This window comes from Nitrosomonas communis, from assembly GCF_900114745.1.
In the GTDB taxonomy this organism is placed as follows: domain Bacteria; phylum Pseudomonadota; class Gammaproteobacteria; order Burkholderiales; family Nitrosomonadaceae; genus Nitrosomonas; species Nitrosomonas communis_A.
This window is the reverse complement of record NZ_FOUB01000019.1, coordinates 1-22,499: the sequence shown is the minus strand read 5'-3', so window position 1 is coordinate 22,499 and position 22,499 is coordinate 1. Positions and strand designations below refer to the sequence as shown.

17 protein-coding genes and 1 pseudogene are annotated in these 22,499 nt (G+C 43.3%); 15 read left to right on the top strand and 3 right to left on the bottom strand.

All coding sequences use genetic code 11. The features are described from left to right. Positions 1-96: 96 nt before the first annotated feature. Complete coding sequence (gene dnaA / locus BM122_RS09055) at positions 97-1,470, bottom strand: chromosomal replication initiator protein DnaA (RefSeq protein ID WP_074905270.1); 1,374 nt, start codon at positions 1,468-1,470, stop codon at positions 97-99. A gap of 370 nt (positions 1,471-1,840) precedes the next feature. Here dnaA and BM122_RS09050 point away from each other — a divergent pair, with 370 nt between their 5' ends. From BM122_RS09050 to BM122_RS09005, 10 genes are all read left to right on the top strand, one after another. After that, positions 1,841-3,118, top strand: coding sequence for an ABC transporter ATP-binding protein (locus BM122_RS09050; protein WP_074905269.1), 1,278 nt, complete (start codon positions 1,841-1,843; stop codon positions 3,116-3,118). Continuing rightward, positions 3,108-4,976 (top strand): GNAT family N-acetyltransferase, encoded by a 1,869-nt coding sequence (locus BM122_RS09045; protein ID WP_074905268.1) that lies wholly within the window; start codon positions 3,108-3,110, stop codon positions 4,974-4,976. Before BM122_RS09050 ends, BM122_RS09045 begins: the two co-directional genes overlap by 11 nt. 65 nt (positions 4,977-5,041) lie before the next feature. Beyond that, on the top strand, positions 5,042-6,841 hold the full coding sequence (locus tag BM122_RS09040) for a PIG-L family deacetylase (protein WP_074905267.1): 1,800 nt from the start codon (positions 5,042-5,044) through the stop codon (positions 6,839-6,841). A gap of 27 nt (positions 6,842-6,868) precedes the next feature. Then, a complete protein-coding gene (locus tag BM122_RS21595) occupies positions 6,869-9,466 on the top strand; it encodes a glycosyltransferase family 4 protein (protein ID WP_083398421.1) in 2,598 nt (865 codons plus the stop codon). Positions 9,467-9,469: 3 nt separating this feature from the next. Continuing rightward, a complete protein-coding gene (locus BM122_RS09030) occupies positions 9,470-10,396 on the top strand; it encodes a glycosyltransferase (RefSeq protein WP_074905266.1) in 927 nt (308 codons plus the stop codon). A 117-nt stretch (positions 10,397-10,513) separates the two neighbouring features. After that, positions 10,514-11,392 (top strand): glycosyltransferase family 2 protein, encoded by an 879-nt coding sequence (locus BM122_RS09025; RefSeq protein ID WP_256211971.1) that lies wholly within the window; start codon positions 10,514-10,516, stop codon positions 11,390-11,392. After that, on the top strand, positions 11,385-12,284 hold the full coding sequence (locus tag BM122_RS09020) for an NAD-dependent epimerase/dehydratase family protein (protein ID WP_083398420.1): 900 nt from the start codon (positions 11,385-11,387) through the stop codon (positions 12,282-12,284). The genes BM122_RS09025 and BM122_RS09020 overlap by 8 nt, the downstream gene beginning before the upstream one ends. Positions 12,285-12,487: 203 nt before the next feature. After that, on the top strand, positions 12,488-14,242 hold the full coding sequence (locus BM122_RS09015) for a type I secretion system permease/ATPase (RefSeq protein WP_074905264.1): 1,755 nt from the start codon (positions 12,488-12,490) through the stop codon (positions 14,240-14,242). A gap of 139 nt (positions 14,243-14,381) precedes the next feature. After that, positions 14,382-15,734 carry an HlyD family type I secretion periplasmic adaptor subunit gene (locus BM122_RS09010; RefSeq protein WP_074905263.1) on the top strand — a complete coding sequence of 451 codons (1,353 nt, stop codon included), beginning with the start codon at positions 14,382-14,384 and terminating at the stop codon, positions 15,732-15,734. A gap of 2 nt (positions 15,735-15,736) precedes the next feature. Continuing rightward, positions 15,737-17,077 carry a TolC family outer membrane protein gene (locus tag BM122_RS09005; protein WP_256211970.1) on the top strand — a complete coding sequence of 447 codons (1,341 nt, stop codon included), beginning with the start codon at positions 15,737-15,739 and terminating at the stop codon, positions 17,075-17,077. A gap of 55 nt (positions 17,078-17,132) precedes the next feature. Here the strand turns inward: BM122_RS09005 and BM122_RS09000 are convergent, their stop codons facing one another. Next, entirely contained in the window at positions 17,133-17,588 is a 456-nt protein-coding gene (locus tag BM122_RS09000) for a DUF5658 family protein (RefSeq protein ID WP_074905262.1), read from the bottom strand. Positions 17,589-17,868: 280 nt separating this feature from the next. Between BM122_RS09000 and rpmH the strand changes: the two genes are divergently transcribed. The 5 genes from rpmH (at position 17,869) to mnmE (ending at position 21,886) form a co-directional block, all read left to right on the top strand. Further along, on the top strand, positions 17,869-18,003 hold the full coding sequence (gene rpmH, locus BM122_RS08995) for a 50S ribosomal protein L34 (RefSeq protein WP_074905261.1): 135 nt from the start codon (positions 17,869-17,871) through the stop codon (positions 18,001-18,003). 50 nt (positions 18,004-18,053) lie between these two features. Then, positions 18,054-18,413 carry a ribonuclease P protein component gene (rnpA, locus tag BM122_RS08990; protein ID WP_074905260.1) on the top strand — a complete coding sequence of 120 codons (360 nt, stop codon included), beginning with the start codon at positions 18,054-18,056 and terminating at the stop codon, positions 18,411-18,413. Further along, positions 18,401-18,610 (top strand): membrane protein insertion efficiency factor YidD, encoded by a 210-nt coding sequence (yidD, locus tag BM122_RS08985; RefSeq protein WP_074905259.1) that lies wholly within the window; start codon positions 18,401-18,403, stop codon positions 18,608-18,610. Before rnpA ends, yidD begins: the two co-directional genes overlap by 13 nt. Positions 18,611-18,656: 46 nt before the next feature. Beyond that, positions 18,657-20,387, top strand: a complete 1,731-nt coding sequence (gene yidC, locus BM122_RS08980) for a membrane protein insertase YidC (RefSeq protein WP_074905258.1) — start codon at positions 18,657-18,659, stop codon at positions 20,385-20,387. Between the two features lie 143 nt (positions 20,388-20,530). Continuing rightward, a complete protein-coding gene (gene mnmE / locus BM122_RS08975; RefSeq protein WP_074905257.1) occupies positions 20,531-21,886 on the top strand; it encodes a tRNA uridine-5-carboxymethylaminomethyl(34) synthesis GTPase MnmE in 1,356 nt (451 codons plus the stop codon). Positions 21,887-22,277: 391 nt separating this feature from the next. On the opposite strand, the pseudogene BM122_RS08970 reads toward mnmE, so the two are convergent. Continuing rightward, positions 22,278-22,433: pseudogene (locus tag BM122_RS08970) on the bottom strand (transposase); the annotation flags it as partial. Positions 22,434-22,499 lie beyond the last annotated feature (66 nt).

Genomic DNA, 22,499 nt, shown 5'->3' with positions numbered 1-22,499 from the left:
AAGTTTTAATTGAATAATTTGGGGATAAATTTGAGAAATTAATTTTCTTTGGAATTATCCTCAAACTATTCAGATTTTATATACAAATTATCCACATCAACCCCGTAGAATATGTAATAAAGCATTATAATCCCGGCTTACGATGGGATCAGATGAGCGTAATTCTGTGATTTTCCGGTGAGCATGCAAGACAGTTGTGTGATCTCGTCCCCCAAATGCTTCCCCAATATCAGGTAAGCTTAATGGCGTGAGTTCTTTGGCAATTGTCATAGCAACCTGCCTAGGTCTTGCCACGATGCGCGTACGTTTTTTAGAGTACATCTCAGCTACTTTAATTTTGTAGTAATCAGCGACAGTTTTTTGAATATTTTCGATAGAGATTTGTCGGTTCTGGACAGCTAACAAATCTTTCAACGCTTCTTTTGCTAACTCCAAGGAAAGGGGATGGCCTGTAAAACGAGAATAAGCCAGTATCCGCTTTAGAGCGCCTTCCAATTCACGAACATTGGAGCGGATATGTTTCGCAACAAAAAAAGCAACATTCTCATCTAGAGCAATTTTCTCTATCAATGCCTTTTTCAAAAGAATAGCAACCCGCATTTCTAGCTCTGGTGGCTCAACCGCAACTGTTAAACCCCAACCAAATCTTGATACCAGACGCTCTTCTAAGCCCGATATTTCTTTGGGATAACTATCGCAAGTAATAATGACTTGTTTATGAGCTTCAACGAGTGTATTGAAAGCATAGAAAAATTCTTCTTGAGTACGATTCTTGCCCCCAAAAAACTGAACATCATCAACAAGTAAAACATCTAGTGAGTGATAATACAATTTAAATTTATCAAATGACTTGTGTTGGTAGGCACTGACTACATCTGAAACATATTTTTCAGCATGTACATAGCGTATTTTCGCTTCATGATCGTTTTCAAAAACATAATTACCAATAGCTTGAATTAAATGTGTTTTGCCTAAACCAACTCCACCATAAATGAATAAAGGGTTGTAAGCGATACCGGGACGTTCGGCAACTTGAATTGCACCAGCCCGAGCGAGCTGATTGGCTTTTCCAGTAACAAAGCTATCAAAAGTAAAATTGGGATTTAGATGACTAGCGTTTCTTTTTTTGGGTACAGGTTTAGTAATTAATGATTGAACAGAAGAATTGTTATTTATATTGTGTAAGCTTTCATCTTTAGAGCTCTTTGCATCAAATGTATTTCCAAGTATTAATTGAAAGTGAATTTTCTTAGAAAAATGTTGTTGAGCCATTACCTCAATATGAGGTATAAAATTGTCTTTAACCCATTGTAAGACGAATCGATTCGGTGCAATCAAAACTGGTTGATCATTACAATTTTCAGAAATATCTAATTGTAATGGTTTAATCCAGGTATTAAATTGTTGGGCATTTAGCTCTTTCTTGAAATGCTTAAGACAAGAGTACCAGAAAGTTTCTATTGCCTGCATAAGTGGAGATTCTAGTTAATCTGAAATTTATCTTAAACTGCTATTATTTTTACAAAGTGTATTCTACACTGATGTTTGAACATGCGTGGAAATCTCATTTCCAAAAATCCTAAAAGTGCTTGATCATTAGAACAAAGTTTGCACTTTTAAAGAGGAGAATTGATACCAAATTTTTGAGAGGCCATCGTTTTGTAGCCAACAATAGTATAATAAATAGTTTTCGATTTAATATTTTTCTTGAGGAAATAAGTTTACATTTTCTATGTTGGCGCCATGTTTATCAAACTGAAACTACTTCTCAATCGTTGCTGCCAGTATTTATAGCGGATGCACAAAATTCTGAATAAAAAAAACATATAAGGAATTGTGGATGAATTTGGATAACAGCCAAATATCAGCGTCCCTACAGCCCGCCGTCTATACACGTGATCTTGGTAAATGTTATCAGCTTTACGCACAACCTAAAGATCGTCTAAAGCAGTTTTTATGGCGTGGCAGACGCCGATATTACCGGGAATTATGGGCATTACAGAAAATCAATTTAGAAATAATGCCTGGTGAAGTAATAGGAATAATTGGGCGCAACGGCTCAGGTAAGTCAACCTTATTACAACTCATTTGTGGCACGTTGACACCCACCTGTGGCAAAGTCGAGGTTAATGGCCACTTGGCAGCCTTACTGGAGTTAGGAGCGGGATTTAATCCAGATTTTACTGGGCGTGAAAATATTTGGTTAAATGCTGCCATTTTGGGCTTAACTCAAGAAGAAATTGCAGAGCGAATTGAGTATATTATTGATTTTTCAGAAATTCGGGATTTTATTGATCAACCAGTCAAAACTTATTCGAGTGGAATGTATGTACGGCTGGCGTTCTCAGTAGCAATAAGCATTGATCCTGATATTCTGATCATTGATGAAGCATTATCAGTTGGCGATGGTTCATTTGCACGAAAATCTTTTAATCGCATTATGCAATTAAAGGAAAGTGGCAAGACCATCTTATTTTGTTCCCATTCTCTTTTCCAAATCGAGTCAATGTGTTCCCGAGCGCTTTGGATCAATCAAGGTAAGTTGATGGCAGAAGGGGATGTAAAGCACGTGGTATCCGCTTATCAGACGTTTTTAGATAGAAGTGTCCTAGACACAACTGAGCAATATACTGCGCCTTGTGAGGAAGTCATGCCGGCTGATACGCCCACTGTTGGCGGGTATGTAAGTGGACATGCGCGTTTAGATAAAGTAGATGTGGATATCGAGGGAAAAAATTTTCGTGACGCTATTGTTAAAAGTTGTCACTCCACGGTTAGAGTAGAAGTATCGTTCGTTTCTGATCCTGCAATTCCCTGCCCGACTGTTGCGGTTACATTGCATGCCATGGATGGACGTATGCTCACGAGTGCCGCTACTTGGGAAGATCATGTTACATTGAAGCGTTCTCTTAATGGAACTGGGCAGGTTAGTGCTGTTTTTGAGCGTATACCCTTACTCAAAGGGGAGTATTTGATCAGTGTCTATCTACTTTGTGAGCAAGGAATACACATTTATGATTCAGCTAGCGGGATAGCTACGTTACGCGTCCAGCAGAAAGGAAGATTGCAAGGTTATTTTACTGTACCGCATATCTGGAAAGTCGATAATGGAAAATAAGGCCCTCCAGCTTGATCAATCATCCCGGTTAGATGCAAATAAAGTATCTTCCAAAAACAAGGCCCTTCCCTACTCTTATCATGGTAAGGATGTCTGTATAAATTCTGAAACTGCTTCTCCCTCTCCCTATAAGGATTTATCTTTTCCGCTTAACGTTTTTGCGCATGTCTTGTTGATTCAAGAAGGTCGAGCGGATTATTTGCATTATGGATTGTTCCAAGAAAATCAAACGGATCTTCGCGCAGCGCAGCAATATTCAACAGATTTACTTTTGAACCGTTTACCTGTTGCGCCCTGTCGCATCTTGGAAGTAGGAATAGGTCTGGGAACCACATTTTCTCTACTTATCCAGAAAGGATATCAAGTCTACGGCATTACACCGGATGCTCAACAAATCGCATTGATACATAAACGCTTGGGCACACAAATACAGGTAGCATGCCAGCGTTTGGAGGATTTTGAAGCAGCGCAAGCTAGTTTTGATGTTCTTTTATTTCAGGAATCTGCTCAATATATCGAGCCATTAGTGATTTTTAATAAAGGGTTGGATTTACTGCCTGAAGGCGGTAGTTTGCTCATTATTGATGAGTTTGCCTTGGGTCGAGTCGAAGCTGGCGTGGAAGGATTACATTTGCTAAGTGATATGTTGGCATTAGCTTATCGCTTGGGATTTGAATTGGTTGAACAGCTGGATTTATCCAGAATGGCTGCACCAACACTGGATTATTTACTTTATGTGACGGCGCGCCAGCGGCAACGATTGATGGCTGATCTTTCATTAAATGCTGAGTGTCTTAAGCAATTGGAAAAATCCAATCGTTTATATCAGGAAAAATATGCGTGCGGACGATTTGGTTATGCATTACTGCATTTCAGGAAAAAACAGCAACCACGGTGGCGTTTGCGCTTGCTCGAAAAAAATCAGATTCCTGATATGCTAGCTTTATTTGAGCGAACTTTTGGCCACAGCATGACCCCTGCCATGTGGCAATGGAAATATGGTGCAGGGCGAGGCCGTGCAATCGGGGTATGGCATGAGAATCAATTAATTGCTCATTATGGCGGGATAGTCCGGAAAATTTTTTATTTTGGTCAACCGCAAATCGCGGTCCAGATTGGTGATGTTATGGTTGATTCAGCTGAGCGTGGTATTTTGACAAAAAAAGGCCCTTTTTTCCTGATGTCAGCTACTTTTCTAGAAAATTATATAGGTTATGGTAAGCCTTATTTGCTGGGATTTGGATTTCCCAACGAACGGGCCATGAAAGTAGCAGAGCGACAGGGATTGTATGCTGAAACGGGGCATATGAGCGAGATAGAGTGGCAGCCCTTAGCCAAAACACCGCGATGGCTAACACGATTATATGTTGTGGATAGCTTCAATGTTAATGAGGCTTGGATTGCTACGGCGATTGCTCAATGCTGGCAAGGTATGGCTGCGGATTTGCAGGAGGCATTAGTTGGCGTGCGCGACTGGACATACGTGCGCGATCGTTATCTCACTCATCCTCACCAGCATTACCAGGTGGTATTGGTCATTAATCGGTTTGGTAGGAAAGTACGCGGAGTGTTAGTACTACGACATAATCCAGAGGGTTGTGAAATCACCGATCTCATTTCGCCATTGAAGGAGATTCCGTTACTAGTCCTACATGCAAGAAGGATAGCTGGTATGAATAGCCATCCTCGGCTAAGTTGTCAGATTACCGAAAATTTTGCTTCGTATTTTGTCGCGACAGGCGGCATTCAGCAAGCATTATCTATTCGTATTCCAGCCAATGCCTGGAGTGCCGGCCCAGCAGTAGAGACATTACGTAATCGCTGGTGGCTGATGAGCGGAGATATGGATTTCAGGTGAAAACAGCTTAACTGTTTTATCATCGTTTTGAGTAGTTATTCTTATTCATTGAGCGAGAGAAGTTATTGGAAAATTTGCTTATACCCTATCAAGCGACGTCATTCATTCCCAGTAATAAGGTATTAGTGATAGCACCTCATCCAGATGATGAGGTATTTGGATGTGGAGGGGCCATCATGCGCCATGTTGAACAGGGCACTCCAGTTCATGTCATTGTGGTTTCGGATGGTAGTTACGGTGTTCTGGCAGAAGAACGTGCAAATTATACGCTTCAACGTCAGCGTGAATGTGAAGCAGCTGCCAAAGTATTGGGGTATGAAAGCTTGGTTTTCTGGTCATATCTAGATCGAGAGGTTTGCTATAGCGAGAAACTGGTTCAAGAAATTTTAACTGCTATTAATGAAGCAAAAGTTGATCTGATTTATGCCCCTTCTGTGTGGGAGATGCATCCAGACCATCGTGCAGTAGGGATGGCAGCAGTTGAAGCTGTACGAAGAAAAGGCAAAGCAATTCAGTTAGCGTTATACGAAGTAGGCATACCGTTGCGTCCGAACCGTTTGCTAGATATCAGCGATCTTGCTGAACGCAAGATGATGGCGATGCAATGCTTTGTTTCGCAGAATGAAAAGCAGCGCTACGATCTAGATATCGCTGCGCTTAATCGTTATCGAACTTATACTCTACCTGCTGAAGTGACTGCTGCCGAGGCTTATTTTCTGGTTGTTGCCGAAGAATTGGCCAATGATCCGCTCAAACTTTATCAATCTGAACACATGCGTCAGAAAGAATTGGGATTGGTACTGGATAGCCGAGATAGGCCCTTGGTCAGTGTCATCATTCGTAGCATGGATCGTCCTACCTTGCTGAAAGCTTTAGATTCAATAGCATTGCAAACTTATTCGAATATCGAAATCGTTGTGGTTAATGCCAAAGGTATTGGCCATCATAAAATGGATGAATGGTGTGGACGTTTTCCTCTACGCTTGATAAGCGATGTTGAGTCGCTGGCCCGCAGCCGAGCAGCTAATGTGGGTCTTGAAGCCTCCAAAGGAAACTATCTGATTTTTTTGGATGATGATGATTGGCTGCATCCGCAGCACATTGCACGTTTGGTTGGTATGCTCCAGGAGCACCCTGAGGCAATTTTAGCTTATGCAGGAGTTGAATGCTTACGCGGTGAACCTGCACAGCGTACCCATGTATTTGATGCGGCATTTTCACGAGCGCGGTTATTCACGGAAAATTACATTCCTATACACGCTGCTTTATTTGCTTACCGAGCTTGGGAGCAGGGTTGTCGCTTTGATGAAAGCTTTGATTTACATGAAGATTGGGATTTCTGGCTGCAGCTTCTGCAGTTAGGCGAGTTTGTGCACTGCCCTGGGGTTAGTGCTAGTTACCGCATAGATGATTTGGGTTCAGGCATATGGACAAATCAGCAACGTATTGAAGCAAGCGTGCAGCGAATCCTGGAAAAATGGTGGCATTGCTTGGACGCACAAATAGTATTAGCTAATTTGCAAAGTCTTCGGGAAGATTTGCACCACAGTCGGGTAGAGCTCGATAACTTTCATCAGCGGGCAACTACTCAGGAGGAAGCGCTGAGTCATGCACTTAGCGAATCAAAGGTCTATGCAGATGCATTGCGCGAGCATCTTAATAGTAAAGAGTTGGAACTTAAGATTGCTCATGAGCACCTTCATAGTATTCATGAGCAGCTTAATAGTAGAGAGTTGGAGCTTAAGTCTGCTCATGAGTATCTTCATAACAAAGAATTAGAACTCAAGGCTGCTCATACTGAATTGGCTCTTCTTCAGCGTTTTACGCTACGTCATGTCATGCGTCGTGTGCTTGGACGCCATTGAATCTTATCTTAGCCATCGCGAGTAATCATGAATCCTTCCACTTGTTTATTTACCATAGTTTCGCGCAATTACCTGCACTTTGCTTGTACTTTAATGGAAAGTGTAGCTGAATATGCCCCATGGATGGAACGAGCGGTCTGTCTATGTGACAGTGCTGAAGAAATCGATCCGCAGGACTATAACTTCCGCTTGATGACCTTGCGTGATTTGCCCATACCAGAGATCGATGCTTTTATTTTTCAATACACCATATTAGAACTGAATACCGCAATTAAACCATTTGTATTCGAGTATCTGGCTCAGCGTGAGCACTATCAGCAGATTTTCTATTTTGACCCTGATATTCGTGTGTATAGTTCACTCCAGCCAATGAGCGAGATTTTACAAAATTGCCAGATTTTGCTGACGCCTCATCTCAGTGACTGGTTAGACGATGGCAAACATCCTAACGAGCTATCAATTTTGCAAAGTGGCAGCTATAACCTCGGCTACATCGGTCTGCGCAATACACCCGAAGCACTAAAACTGATGAAGTGGTGGCAGTCGAAGATGTTGCGCGAATGCGTGGTGGATATTCCGCGTGGTCTGTTCGTCGATCAGAAGTGGATGGATATGGTGCCGGGTATGTATGACGGGGTACATATTGAACGCCATCCGGGCTGGAACACTGCTTATTGGAATATCAATCACCGTACCGTATTACACGAGCAGAATGGTTACACCGTCAATGCCCAGCCACTGGTGTTTTTCCATTTTTCTGGCGTAAGTCTAGATGGTAAAACCTTCAGCAAGCACCAAGATCGTTACACCTTGCAAAATCTCACACCAGCGGTACGCGAATTGATGGAGGACTATGTGGAAGCACTACGGAGGCATGGCGGAGTACGCTACAGTAAAATTTCCTATGCATTTGCCAAATTCAGAGATGGTACGCCAATTCCTGATTTTGCCCGGATGATTTTTCGCGAGCAGCGTGATCATCTGAGTTTTAATCTAGCCCAGACCGAAGGCGAGCGAGCATTTATTGAATACCTCAATCAGCCCATGGTGGAAATTGGCCGCAGTCACCCACTGATTACTCGACTAGCGTATAAGTTTTATCAGCAACGTTCCGATCTGAAGCTCGCTTTTCCCGATGTGTTAGGTGTCGATGCATTGCGCTATGCCAATTGGTTTGTGAGCAACGCTACCGAGCAGGCTAAAATTGCTGAGCGTTTTGTCGAACCCATCCGCCATCGAATGCAAGAACAAACAGTTAATTCAACATCCGCCGGCGGCATTGCAATGGCACTTCCGGCTCTTGGAACAGCACCTAACCCAGCTTTACTACCACGACTAAAGGCAGCACTGTGGCGCCACCTGTACAGTGTGGCATGGCGTGGACGTGGTCTAGTCCGTCATTTTGTCGGATATAACATCCGGCATAGATTGCATGCTTGGTTATTACGGTCTGCTTTTGAAATCGAGGCTCATCCAGCATCAGTCGCAACGTCTACTCATCCTGTGCGTCCAGAAGATCATCACGATGGCTTGAATGTTGTAGGTTATTTGTTTGCTGAAAGCGGCGTTGGTCAATCAGCGCGTTGTACACTTACTGCTACCCAAGCTGCCAATGTAAAAATTGCAGCATTGGATTTTCGTGTTGGTAATGTCTCTCGTATGAATGCTGAGATTAAGGTACCTCTAGCAGAACTACCGCACTTTGCAGTTAACCTCCTGCATATTAATGCTGACCAAATTCCGTTAGCATATGATCACTTGGGATCAGAGTTTTTCCGTGGACGCTACAATATTGGATATTGGGCATGGGAGCTGCCGGAGTTTCCCGAAGCATGGGGCCAAGCTGCGCAACTACTTAGTGAAGTGTGGGTGCCATCGTTTTTCTGCCAAGAGGCAATCTCAGCTAAAATCGATCGGCCGGTGCTGCGTATGCCACATTGTATAGATGTACAGCCATTGAGTAGGTTTAGGCGGGCTGATATAGGCTTGCCAGAGCAAGGCTTTTTATTCGGATTTATGTTCGATGTGCTTAGCGTAGCCGAACGTAAAAACCCGCTGGCCATATTAGATAGTTTCCGCCGTGCTTTTGGACGCAATCGACAAGACGTACGCTTAGTGCTTAAGTTAATGAATACCGACCATAATCCCGAGTTTACACGAATACTGCAAGAGCGTATTAATGGTGATAGCTCGGTAGTCGTGCTAGAAACCTATTTCAACCGCGAGCAAATCAATGGCTTGCTGCAAAATCTCGATTGTTATGTTTCGCTGCACCGTTCAGAAGGTTTTGGTTTGACTTTGGCCGAATCAATGCTACTGGGTAAGCCGGTAATTGCTACCGGCTGGTCGGGTAATATGGATTTCATGACTCCATGGAATTCACTGCCCGTCCGTTACGAATTGGTTGAATTGCAACAAGACTATGGCCCCTATAAACATGGCTGCCATTGGGCAGAGCCGTCGTCAGAACATGCGGCGGAATGCATGCAAGCGCTGTTTAATGATCCACAGCTCTGTGCCCGAATCGGCGCAGAGGCACGTCGTACCATAGAGCTGGATTTTTCGCCGTCAGCTGTGGGGGAACGAATCCGCGCCCGATTAGCTAGACTGGAATCAGGTTATTAACGCATGACACAATTATTAATCCTTCTGGCGAGCTATCAGGGGACAGCATTTCTTGATCAGCAGATCCACAGCATTCGCTGCCAAACCTATCGCGACTGGCGATTATTAGTGCATAACGACGGTCCTGACACTGCTGCTGCTGCCTTGGTCGCTCGACATGCGATGCAAGATTCGCGAATTGAATGGCTCACCCCAACATTTAAGCAGCGCCTTGGCGTGTGTAATAATTTTGGATTCTTGTTAACTTACGCTCAGCAGTACGGTTGTCGCTATTTTGCGTTGGCAGATCAAGATGACGTGTGGTTTGAAAATAAATTAGAGTGCCAAATGAGGCTGCTACAACAAGCCGAACAGCGTTTGGGATCATCTGTTCCCATGTTGGTGCATAGTGACTTACGATTGGTAGATGCACAACTTCAACCACTGGCTGTATCATTTATGCAACAACGTGGCTTAAATCCACAACCCAATTTAGCTACATTGTTAGCACAAAATAGTGTCACGGGTTGCACTTGTGTTGGCAATCAAGCATTACTCCGGTTAGCTTTGCCGCTGCCAGAGTGCATAGTGATGCATGACTGGTGGTTGGCATTGTGTGCTCAGGCAGGTGGCGAGCTATTGTATCTAGCTAAACCAACTGTTTATTATCGTCAACATCAAAAAAATACTGTAGGAGCAGGGTTAATACCAACCCACCTTGGTAGTATTATTTGCCGTACCCAGCAGGCATTCCGCGCTAGTTTTTCTCAAGCAGCGGCACTACAAGTACGGCTAACAACAGATAAACCTGCAATGAGCATACTTCAGCAGTACGCAGCATTGCCGCAAAGCTCATACTTGCAACGAGGTAGTCAGTTTCGGCGTTTGGCAATAAAACGGGCAGGCTTGATGGCTGATTGGTTTTATCGTTTGCAATTACTATTACTTTAACGAAAGTTCAAAGCAATATAAATTAACTGCAAATATAATCAATTACACAATCCTATGCTAGAACAGAAATTTAGCCAAAACTTATGGATAAATAATTTAAACCCATGCGTTTCTGTAGTGATTATAAATTATAACGCAGGATTGTTGCTTATAGATTGTGTTGATGCAGCTTTAGATCAGGCCCAGCAGGTGATCGTTGTCGATAATGCTTCCTCTGATTCAAGTTTGTCTGAATTAATAAGAAAATTTCCATCAGAGCATCGTTTGCAAATTATTCCTCTTGACAAAAATGTGGGTTTTGCTGCAGGGTGTAATATTGGTCTTAAAGCGGCGGCGGCACCTTTTATTTTATTTTTGAATCCAGATTGTATGTTAGCGCCGAATACCATTGAACGAATGTTGCAAGTAATGAAACAAGATAGCCATATAGGTATGGTCGGTGGTCGATTACTTAATTTAGATGGAAGTGAACAAGGCGGCAGTCGACGCGCGATCCCGACTCCTTGGCGTTCACTGGTGCGGGCATTGGGGTTATATCGCTTAGCTAAATATTGGCCGCGCCTTTTTTTTGATTTTCATTTACATCAGCACCCTTTACCAGAGAAACCGATTGAGGTCGAGGCGATCTCAGGCGCGATGATGCTGGTTCGTCGAGAAGCGATGGAAAAGGTTGGTGTCTGGGATGAAGGCTATTTTCTTCATTGTGAAGATCTGGATTGGTGCATGCGATTTCGACAAAGAGGTTGGAAAATTATTTTTGTTCCTGATGTACAGATTTTGCACTACAAAGGAGTCTGTAGTCAGACCCGCCCTATTTTTGTAGCGTGGCATAAACATCGAGGGATGATACGCTTTTACAAGAAATTTTTTCATGATCAATATCCGAATATTCTGATGTGGCTAGTTTTTGCAGGTATATGGATGCGTTTTGCAGCAGTCGTGACATTTCATATGATTAGCTATCTTGGTAGTTTAGCGGGATTACGCCGTGGCTGATCAATGCATGGGCGTATTTGGTGCGACCAGCTCTGTCGGGAAGTGTGTATTATCGTTGTTGGAGCAGTATGGCTGGCAGACGGTGGCATTTTCCCGTAAGCGGGTTGAAAATGAAATTCTGCAAAAGAATTTGTCAGTGACCTGGCGCCAGCTAGAGCATGAGTTCTTGTTAGCAAGAATGGAAGAATTTGGGCCAAGTGACCAAAAAATAACTTCATGGGTATATTTGGCACCGATCTGGACCTTGCCGACTTACTTCGATTTTCTGATAGCATATGGAGTGCAAAGAATTGTGGTATTGTCTTCAACAAGTATCTTTACCAAAGATGGTTCTTCTGATAAAAGAGAAAAGGAAATAGCACAACATCTCGCTGAAGGAGAAGCAAATTTACGTACATGGGCTGAAAAGCATGGGATAGAATGGATTATTCTGCGTCCGACACTTATTTATGGACAAGGTCGCGATAAAAATATCTCCGAATTAGCCCGATTTATTCGCCGCTTTAAATTCTTCCCGTTACTTGGCGATGCACATGGTTTGCGCCAGCCGGTTCATGTAAAAGATGTTGCCGCTGCCTGCTTTGCTGCTTTTTTAGCAAGTAAAGTGGTCAATCAGGCCTATAATATCAGCGGGGGAGAGAAACTTACTTATCGTGAAATGATCAAACGAGTTTTCACAGCATTGGACCAGCCTCCTTATTTACTAACGATACCTCACTGGATTTATCGATTAGCAGTAAATATTTTGCAAAAATTACCGCGTTATCGTCATTGGACAGTAGCAATGGCTGAACGAATGAATCGTGATTTGGTTTTTGAGTGCGATGAAGCAGCGCGTGATTTTGGCTATTCTCCTCGGCCGTTCGTGCTGGCGAAAGAGGATTTACTTTAATGGCTGATATAAAAAACATTATTTCACGTGAGAGAAATATCGCAGATTACCCTATCATTGCTCTGCTAAAAAATAATAGTAAATTTGCTTTTTAGTCAAGCTAAGAAATATTCCAAAATGAATTCCTTTTTTCATAACAGAGCAGCTGATTTTTCTGGCATATTGTTTGTCCTGGAAATTTTGGCACTCATTGACCTATTTAGATGAAAGCAAAAAATACGCCTTATAGCGAACTTGCCGAGGTATTAATCAGTTTTAAGCACGCATTTCGTACCGTTGGTGTTTTCAGTGCAGTGATTAATTTGCTGATGCTGATGCAGCCCTTATATATGCTGCAACTTTATGACAGTGTGTTGACAAGCCACAACGAAATGACATTGTTGATGCTAACATTGATCATGCTGGGCGCTTTTTTATTCATGGGTGCTTTGGAGTATATTCGCAGCTTGGTTCTGATACGAGTAGGGGCACAGTTTGATATGAAATTGAACAAACGTGTCTATACCGCAGCTTTTGAGCAAAGTTTACGCCAAGGAAATAGTAATGCAGGTCAGGCCTTACAAGATTTAACCAATTTACGCCAATTTCTGACAGGCCAAGCCTTATTTGCTTTTTTTGATGCGCCCTGGTTTCCAATCTATCTGCTGGTTATTTTTTTGTTTAACCCCTGGTTAGGTGTGCTTGCTCTGTTCGGCACGGCTGTGTTAGTGTTGCTCGCCTATATTAACGAGCAAGTATCACGTAAACCCCTTGCGGAAGCCAGCACCATGGCAGTAGCATCGACATCATTGGCCACCAATAATTTGCGTAATGCAGAGGTAATTGAAGCTATGGGCATGCTGCCCAACTTGCAGGCGCGCTGGTACAAACTACATGGTAAGTTTTTGAACTTACAGGCAGAAGCAAGTGAAAAATCAGGTTTAGTCAGCGCCTTAAGTAAAACGGCTTCGGTTACATTACAATCACTAATGCTAGGAGCGGGTGCGCTGTTGGTCCTGGATAACAGCATTTCTCCCGGCATGATGATTGCTGGTTCGATTTTAATGGGCAAGGCAATTGCTCCGGTACAGGTGCTCATCAATGTCTGGCGGCAATTCGGGAGTACGCGTAATGCCTATGAACGGCTAACAAAATTACTCGAAGAGAATCCTCTCCGTCAGCCTGGTATGTCATTACCCCAACCAACTGGTGTAGTTTCAGTTGAAAATGTCATGGCGGCTCCGCCAGGATCGAAAGTGCCAGTTATCAAGGGATTAGCATTTGCTATTGCGGCAGGAGAGGTATTGGGTGTTATTGGGCCAAGCGGCTCAGGTAAGTCAACTCTTGCGCGATTACTGGTGGGGGTATGGCCTGCTACTGCAGGTAAAGTACGGCTCGATGGCGCAGATGTGTATCAGTGGAATAAGGATGAACTCGGGCCCCATATTGGTTATTTGCCGCAGGATATAGAGTTGTTTGCTGGCACCATTAGTGAAAATATAGCGCGTTTCGGTGAGATCGACTCTGAAAAAGTGATCCTGGCAGCTAAGCGAGCAGGGGTCCATGAAATGATCCTGAGCATGCCTAAGGGATATGATACCTTGCTGGGCGATGGCGGAAGTGGCCTTTCAGGTGGACAGAAGCAGCGTATTGGCTTGGCTCGGTCGATGTATGGTGATCCATCACTGATTGTGCTGGATGAACCCAATTCAAATCTGGATGATGTCGGTGAGCAAGCATTATTGGCAGCGATTGTCGACTTGCGTAAACGTGGTAAAACAATCATTCTAATTACTCATCGGACGAGTATTATTGCTGCCACTACCAAGCTACTGTTATTACGCGATGGTGTGCGTCAGATGTTTGGGCCAACTGACCAAATTCTAGCCGAATTGAGCAAACAGCAGCAGGCACAAAAAGCGCTGTTAGCGCAACGACAGTCTAAGGAGCAGAGTACTCAAAGTGCTCAGACTGCTTGATAAAGAGTAAATCCATGAGTGATGAGGCTGGTTTTGGTTTGATCTAATGACACATGACCGGCAAGCAGCGAGATAATAACCCCTCACGAAAGTTTGAAGACGTTCTCAAATTGCGTGACTGTGCAGGAAATAGAAAGATATGAAGCTCATTAGTCAAAAAGATAAAACAGTGGCTGACTCTGCGGTAATAGATATGGCAAGCTCAGTCAAGACGGATGAAACAAGCCATGCTCGTCTTGGTTGGTGGATCGTGCTAGTGGGGGTGGGGGGCTTTTTTCTTTGGGCAACATTTGCACCTTTAGATAAAGGGGTGCCGCTATCTGGCTCGGTTATGGTAGCGACGAATCGTAAAGCAGTTCAACATCAGACTGGTGGTATCGTGGATGATATTCTGGTAAAAGAAGGGGATGTGGTCAAGGCTGGGCAGGTACTCGTGAAAATGAATGAGGTGCAGGTTAAAGCACAGGCAGAAATAACACGTGCCCAGCTCATTACCGCCCGAGCAGTCGAAGCGCGACTGATTGCCGAGCGGGATAATAAAGCTGAGATCGATTTTCCTCCCTTTCTGCTTTCTACAGCTGATAACGCTCGTGTAAGCAATAATATCGCCTTGCAGAAACAGTTATTTATTTCGCGGCAATCTGCACTGAAGCATGAATTGGCCGCACTGGATGAAAATATCGCGGGCTTGAGTGTCCAGTTGCGCAATTTGGAATCTTCGCGCGCAAGTAAACAGCAGCAGCTGCAGTTTCTGAAAGAGCAGCTCGAGAATATGCGGGAATTAGCGCAGGAGGGCTATGTTCCACGCAATCGTGTGCTTGAGCTAGAGCGTACACATGCGCAATTAACGGGTGATATTTTTGCTGATAGCGGTAATATCGGTCGCACTCAGCGTCAAATTTCAGAACTCAATCTCCGCCGAATCCAGCGTCTGGAGGAGTACCAAAAAGAAGTTAGGCAGCAGTTGACGGATATTCAACGAGAGGCCGAATCGCTTGATAGCCGACTCTTGGCGCAGGATTTTGAATTGGCTAACGTGCTAGTGAAGGCACCAGTGGATGGTGTTGTTGTGGGTATCAATATATTCACACGTGGAGGAGTTATCGCTCCAGGGTTTAATATGATGGATATTGTTCCGACAGAAGATTTGCTAGTCATCGAAGGACAAGTACCAGTTCATCTCATTGACAAGGTGCATGCAGGTCTTGACGTGGATTTCATATTTACGGCCTTTAATCAAAATAAAATTCCGCGCATACCTGGGTTTGTGACGCATGTATCGGCAGACCGTTTAACCGAAGAAAAAACGGGTAATCCTTATTATCAATTAAAAGCCAAGGTCAAACCGGAAGGAATGAAACTGCTTGCTGAGTTTCAAATACGGGCAGGGATGCCTGTGGAAATTTTTGTAAAAACCGGGGAACGTTCGCTGATGAATTATCTATTGAAACCTTTTCTCGATCGAATTCATAAAACGCTTGTGGAAGATTAGCCGTGCCACTGCGTGTGTTTAAGCCATCTTTATTATCAATTCTTGTGCTTACTTTATCGTGGCAGGTGGGGAGCGTTCAGGCAATGGGTTTATTAGAGGCTTATGAAGCAGCATTAATGAATGATCCGACATTTCGTTCAGCAATCCATGAAAATGAAGCTGGTCAGCAAGCAATCGCGCTTGGACGGTCTGGGCTGTTGCCGACCTTGTCTCTTTCTCATTTACAGTCATGGAGCCGGGGAACGCAAAGCACAGGTAATGCTCCTTCATCCTCTCTGAATTTTGATAGTCAGGTGACTACGCTAACATTGCGGCAACCGCTTTTTAATATGGAAGCAGTGGCGGGTTACGATCAAGGTTATGCGCGTGCAAATTCAAGCGAGGCTAAATTAATCAGTCAGAGTCATCAGCTTATCGTACGATTGGTGGGAGCCTACGCCGATACACTGCTTGCTCAAGATCGACTGAATCTAGCCAAAGCAGAGCATAATGCATTAGAAGAATTAAAACATGTCAATGAAAATATGTTGAGGCGAGGCGAAGGTACTCAGACAGATTTGATTGAGACGAAATCCAGACATGCTTTATCACAGGCCAGAATGATTGAAGCACAAGATGAACTGGAAGTTGCGCGATTGGCTTTGGAGGCAATTATAGGCAAACAAGCGGCGCAGCTTGATTCATTAGCAGGTGATTTTAAAGTACAGCCGATTTACCCGGCTGATTTTGAGAGTTGGCGTGAGATAGCTATGGAGCGGAATGCTGAGTTAGTTAGTCAGCGGCATCTCGTGACATCCAATCAACTTGAGGTAAAGAAAAGTCGTGCTGGCCATGCACCTCGCGTTGACTTGGTAGCAAGCCTGAACAGACAAAATGCTGCATCATTTCTTTTCCCTAATCGGGATGCAGAATTTGGGACTGTAGGTGTGGAAGTTAATTTACCGTTGTACGCAGGTGGACGAGTGGTTGCAACTACTAATCAGGCGCAAGCAAACAAAGCGCGTGCAGAGGCTGATCTGGATGCATTGAGTGATAGAGTTCTTGTCGAATTGCGTAGGCAATATCAATTACTGCAAAGTAGTATTCGGCGAATAGAATCATTGGATTTAGCAGTTGATTCAGCACTTTTACTGGTACAAGCCACCGAGAAAAGCATCAAGGGAGGGATACGCATCAATCTTGATTTATTGAACGCGCAAAGCCAGCTTTTTTCCGCACAAATAGATTTGGCAGAAGCACGGTATAATTATCTGCTTGCCTATCTAAGATTGCGTTTAGCGGCAGGTACGCTGGTTCTGGAAGATCTAGAAAAGATTGCGGCCTATTTTGTTGCAAAAAATTGATCCTCATAATTTTTTGCTTGCTTCGGGAATTTAAATGAACTGTTTAAGCTGTTTATTAAGTGTTACTAATTGTTAGTAGCGCCAATTCGTAACCGATTAGCGTGATATAACCAAACAATATCAAGTAGAGCAAATGCTTGACTTGTAGTTTCGCAATCAGCTGGTAGTTATGATGAATAATAAGAAAAATCAGCGCCAATGAAGTAAGTGCGAGCTTGAAGTGAACAAATTTTTCTGTGCTGTCTTCAATCAATATTGCGATAAAGGTATTAAGCTCTATCCCTCCCCTAGCTAGAATATTGAGTGTGAATAAGGCATCCATCGCACTTAACAAAATAATTGCAATTGTGCATAACACAAGATGGGGCGCATATGAATCAACATAAGCGGTCCCTGCACCTGAGCGTCGTTTATTAATACGCCTTCCTTTCTTGATTCCCAAATGATAAAGGCAAAAAAAAGGTATGCTAGTTCGACGATCCCGAGACCGTTGATAAATTATTATCTTCATGTTAATCCAAAAGTATGCGCTCTCAACAACAAGCACAAAACAACGCTCCATCGCTAATGGTTAAAATTGTAGCAAAATGATCATGAATGGAGATTATTTGTATAATGCTTAACTAGTTCAAGTGTACTGATGTACAGGTATTGCAATAAATTAGCGTTATCAGCCAAGTTTATATGGTCTATCATAAAAATAAAGTTGACATCGATGCCCATAACAGGTTGTAATATGCGGTTCTATTGAGTAAGTAATTATCCAATTAATTAATAACCTATAAAACACAATGAAACGTACATACCAACCATCTGTTATTCGCAGGAAACGTACACACGGTTTCCTTGTACGCATGAGAACTCGCGGTGGCGTAGCGGTCATTCGTGCGCGCAGAGCCAAAGGCCGAGCTCGTTTGAGTGTCTAGAAGACAATTCATAAAAAAATGCAAATGCGCACCCATTATCGAATGGATAGGTGAGGAATTATTCATTCTCTAAGAAACGTCGGTTGCATAATGCAACGGAGTTTCAGGCTGTTATTCGTTTTAGGTGCACGGCTAGTGGTGAATTCCTCCAGTTCTGTGTAAAGCCGAACAATTTGGATCATCCACGGTTAGGATTGATCGTTGCAAAGAAGCTGGAGCGACATGCAATTAAGCGTAATCGTTTAAAACGATTACTGCGAGAGGTATTTCGTAGGAACCAGCAAAAATTGGACAAAATGGACTGTGTTTTTCGGCTACAGCGCTCATTAACTCAGATTGACTCTGTTCGCATCTGGCAGGAAGCCGAAATACTGATACATAAACTTAGGACGAAACAATGTTACGATTGATGATAGGTCTTATCAAGCTATATCAATATTGCATTAGTCCTTTTTTTCCACCTTCCTGTCGTTTTAGCCCAACTTGTTCAAATTATGCAAGCGAGGCACTAACAAAATATGGGCTTATCAAAGGAATGATATTGAGCATAGGCCGTATTTTACGTTGTCATCCGTGGAATCATGGTGGTTATGATCCTGTTCCCTAAAAACTTTAAAAAAGATTATCGCTATAACTAGTTTGACTAGATTAAGATGGAAACAAAAAAAATTGTATTGATCATCATTTTTAGCACATCGTTGCTATTTCTTTGGGATGCATGGATAAAGGAGCGGGAGAGACTAGATAAATTAGCAGCTGGCCCAGCAGTCAGTACTGAGAATGTACAGTCTCAGCAGAGCCATGATGCGCTACCTGTGCCGGGCGAGACACTCGCTTCTTCTCAATCAGACACTGCACAGGTACCAGGAGCTGAAGGGACACCATCAGCTGTGACACCACGTTTATTGGCAACAGGCGAGCAAGTTAAAGTCGTTACTGATATGGTGGTAGCAGAGATTGATACCGTTGGAGGAGATTTTCGCCGCCTGGAATTACTCAAGCATCCATCCCGTGAAAATAAAGAAATCCCATATGCATTGCTGCAAAGTCAAGGCTCCCGTATTAGCGTGGCACAATCAGGCCTGATTGGAGATAGTCTGCCCAATCATAAGACGGAATACAAGCTAGATTCCGATACGCATAATTACAGCTTGGCGGCTGATCAAGACAAGGTTGTCGTTCGCCTTATTGCCCAAGAAGTAAATGGTATACAAGTTGCTAAAATCTATACTTTCCATCGTGGTAGCTATGTCATCGATGTTCAATTTGAAGTGAAAAATCTGGGAGAAGCAACCGTCCGACCATTTGCTTATTTCCAGATATTACGGGATAACATCCCACCCGCTGGCGAGACAATGATGATTCCTACTTATCTGGGTGCTGCTATTTATACCGAGGATGAGAAGTTTCAAAAAATTCAGTTTTCTGATTTAGATAAAAATAAAGCCGATTACCCACAAAATGCAGATAATGGCTGGATCGCCATGCTGGAGCATTATTTCGTTTCAGCCTGGCTGCCAGAACAAAAAACACCTCGAGAGTATTTTGCAAAACGGATAAGTGATAATTTATACACGGCTGGTGTGATCGCGCCGGTTGGTGCCATTGCCCCTGGTCAAGCAACGAGCATAACGATGCCGCTCTATGAAGGGCCGCAGGAGCAGGATAAACTAGCAGGATTAGCACCTGGTTTGGAGCTGACAGTCGATTATGGTTGGCTTACGGTGATTGCTGTTCCATTATTTTGGCTACTTTCGTTTTATCATGAATGGGTGGGTAACTGGGGGGTAGCTATCATCCTTCTGACAATGACGGTCAAGATCTTATTTTTCCCGTTGTCAGCGGCAGGTTATCGATCCATGGCTAAATTGCGTTTAGTGACACCGAAGCTACAACGTATCCAGGAACAATATAAAAGCGATCGCCAACAAATGCACCAGGCAATGATGCAGCTTTACAAAGAAGAAAAAATTAATCCGATGGGCGGGTGCCTTCCTATTCTGGTGCAAATTCCAGTGTTTATTGCCCTGTTCTGGACGCTGCTTGCTGCTGTTGAGCTACGTTATGCACCTTTCGCATTATGGATTACGGATTTGTCTTCACCTGATCCTTACTACCTGTTGCCGGTGTTGATGGGGATTTCAATGTTCGTTCAATTTAAATTGAACCCCAAGCCGACTGACCCAATACAGGCTAAAGTCATGCAGATCATGCCGCTCATGTTTAGTATATTTTTCTTCTTCTTCCCGGCTGGTCTGGTATTGTATTCATTAGTGAACAATGTGCTATCAATTGCGCAGCAGTGGCAGATAACACGATTATATGGACAACCTGCTGCAGAAACAGCAGATAAAAAGAAAGTAAAAGCAAAAAGAAAATCTTAAAATGTTGTTCTATAGAAGTGAGCGTATTATGCTTCATAAGCGCTCACTCTCTTTAGAGAACCTTCGTTACTATCAACATTAAGTATCAAGTCAGATTTACTTTCTTAAACAATAAGGTTTAAAGCTTTACATACAAAAATCATATGCATAGCAATGATATCATTGCTGCCATTGCCACTCCACCTGGAAGAGGAGGTATTGGTGTTATTCGTATTTCCGGCAGAAATTTGCAATCTCTCGCTAAAGCCATTCTTGATTCAATTCCGCCCCCCCGTAATGCGCATTTAAGTCATTTTTTTGATGAGAATGGCCATTCGATCGACCAAGGTATCGCCATTTATTATCCATCTCCGCATTCTTACACCGGCGAAGATGTGCTTGAATTGCAAGGTCATGGTGGTCCGGCTGTTATCAGCTTACTCTTGTCGCGTTGCCTTCAATTGGGTGCTAGATTGGCTGAACCAGGCGAATTTACTCTGCGCGCATTTCTTAACAATAAGCTTGATCTAGTCCAAGCTGAAAGCGTGGGGGATCTAATCGACGCGACTACAGCAGATGCCGCACGCTGCGCCATGCGTTCCTTGCAAGGAGAATTTTCTGCAACGATTCAAACATTGGTAAGAGCATTAATCGATTTACGCATGCTGGTCGAATCTACACTCGATTTTCCAGAAGAAGAGATCGATTTCCTGGAATCGGCACATGCGGCAACGCGATTGCAGGATATTCGTGGAAAGCTGGAACGCGTTTTACTTTCATCTCGCCAGGGTATTCTGTTACAAGAAGGAGTAAAAGTCGTGCTGGTTGGGCAGCCTAATGTCGGTAAATCTAGTCTGATGAACCGATTGTCTGGGGATGAAGTGGCCATTGTGACAGAAATCCCTGGCACAACGCGCGATACCATTCAGCAATTGATTCAGATCGAAGGCATACCGGTGCACATTATCGATACTGCTGGATTAAGAGAAACCACAAATATTGTTGAGAAAAGTGGCATCGCTCGCACTCACGCTGCGATTAAGAAAGCAGACCTGACACTGTTGCTGATCGATAGCCGCTATGGCCTGACAGATGCAGATCAGCAAATATTGCAAAGCTTGCCGGCTGACCTGCCGCTACTCACGATTTTTAACAAAATCGATTTATTGAATGAAAGTGCTCGAATCGAGAAGGAATCAGGCAAACCTGTTGTTTATCTTTCAGCTAAAACAGGCGCTGGCCTAGAATTATTACGCATGAAAATGCTTGAGATAATCGGTTGGCAATCCAATATCGCAGGTGAAGGCATATTCATGGCACGACAACGGCATTTGCAAGCGCTGAACAAGGCTAAAACACATCTCGATAATGCAATCCCATGGGTGGAAAACGGAAGACAATTAGAGTTATTGGCGGAAGAATTACGGCTGGCACAGATCGCATTGTCATCAATTACAGGAGAATTTACTGCTGATGATTTATTGGGTGAGATTTTTTCACGATTTTGCATTGGAAAATAACACTAAGTTTCATATCATCCAGCAGGGTAAATATAATCAACTAAACAGGCCGTATAATCTAGGTTCTGTTTTAACATCTTAGCAGAGCCTAAGTAATGCTGAGACAAGCCGTAAAATGTTAATAGAATTTATTCCATTTCTATTTCATAAGTAAATTTATAATCCAAGGCTATGCAACGATAGATTAGACATATTCACGATCTTTTTCCATGTCGCGCATTGCTGCTTCCAGGTAATTTTTAAGTGCGTCCAGGCTGTCTAATACACGGTTGTAGAATGATTTCTCTCGTAGCCACATCACAGAATTGTGGTCCGTTTCTGGCTCAGTTTAATTGGCCATTCTTCTCTGGAACTAGGTTAAACGCATCTTAAGAAGCTGTCTGGTAAAACATTAGACGCATTTTGCAAGTGTTATTTTCATCATGGCGATTCGAATCATATTTTCAGCAGTACCGGGCAAGATTTCGAAATCCTTAGATAAACGGCGAAAATTACCCAACCAGGAAAATGTGCGTTCAACCACCCAACGCTTCGGTAAAACAGCCCATTTACCTTCGATTTTTTCTGAAATGTGCAAAACCCGGCCTAGTTCATTCACGACGAAATCAACTGC